At 60.9% G+C, this 1,315-nt stretch carries 1 protein-coding gene; it reads right to left on the reverse strand.

Annotated elements, in window-relative coordinates:
- Position 1 precedes the first annotated feature (1 nt).
- Positions 2-1,315: IS4 family transposase (locus tag FXB38_RS39880; RefSeq protein ID WP_210250993.1), on the reverse strand; the 1,314-nt coding region annotated here is incomplete at its 5' end.

The following is a 1,315-nucleotide window of genomic DNA, read 5'->3' on the forward strand; positions in this document are numbered from 1 at the left end:
GCTATGGGATTCCCGGATTTTGTTCTTGGTTAGCAAGAGCATATCCCTCGAGCGTAGCAGCGAGACGGTTCCAGCCGTCTCGCATGGTCTTTGGTCCGGGAGGTTTGTAGTAGCAATTCCAACCTCCCAGACGTGCTGCAATCCAGGAGACGAAGGCAAGAGAGTCCGGTGAGTGAGGATTCCTTTGTCGAAGTGTCTTGCCTTCGAGCTTTTTGGACAAGCGATCGAGGGCGACGGCAAAGTATGGATCGATCACATCGCTCGCTGGACGAGGTCCGCCGTCTCTGGCGTCGACAAGCTGGAGCGTCCGGATCGCGCCAGCCAAAGCGATAGCCGCGAGATTGAACATGCGCTCGGCGTCAATGACCTGGCTATCATCCAGGGCTAACCCGTCGCTCTTGAGCGCGCGGAAGGTCTGTTCGATGCGCCAGCGCAGGCGATATAGTCGGACGATATCTTCGGCTTCCTCGGCGCAGCCGACTTTATGGGTCGTGAGCAAGCGCCACAGAAGTGGCGTCTTGCCGGCTGGCGCGTCGACCTCCCGTGCTTCCACTAAGGTGAGGTCGACGTGATCAGTCGCCTCGGACCGTTTCATATTTGCCGGGCGAGCAATGCGCACGGCTCCGGCGTACAACTCCACCGTTGCCACACGCCCCTTATCGCCCGGTCCGCGCGGCGCTACCTGGGCCTGGCAGATACCCAACGGCTGCACGCCGGCAAGCGCCATGAACAACGATCCGCCATCCGCCAAAGACCGATCCTGACCTGAGCGCACGATCAGATCGAGCATCTCTGGCTTGCGGGCGAACAGCAGGTAAATATCGCATTCACGATCAGCCACCATCGTCACTCCGGCCGCATCCGACAGAACGCTGGCAGCAGCCTCGCAACCAGATAGCCAGCGCGCCGATTCCTTGTCTGCAATGGTGCGGCTGTGGCGCGATGTGACGCGCTGCTTGGAGCGTGTCCAGATCTCCGCATCAACGAGGCCCACCACCGCCTCGCTCTCGATGTCTACGGCAATCACCGGATGAATGAAGAAGCCGGGTGTCTTGCCGTCCCCGCCAGGCCCGAAGCCTCGCCGCTTCTTGTCACGACCGGCAAAATTGATCTCACTCGTATCCTGGACTGCCAGAATGCGGCGGCCAGCGCATTGCCGCGCCGTCCGCCCAGCCAGCGTCTCCACAATCCGATCAACCGAGACGTAGGGCGATGACAAAAACCGGTGCACGGCCTTCTCACCAGCTCGGGTCTCTCCCAATTTGCGAAGCACCAACGTGCCCGCGGTCGCCACTCGCTCGATCAGCCAATCAGC

This window comes from Bradyrhizobium cytisi, from assembly GCF_008123515.1.
GTDB lineage: Bacteria > Pseudomonadota > Alphaproteobacteria > Rhizobiales > Xanthobacteraceae > Bradyrhizobium > Bradyrhizobium cytisi.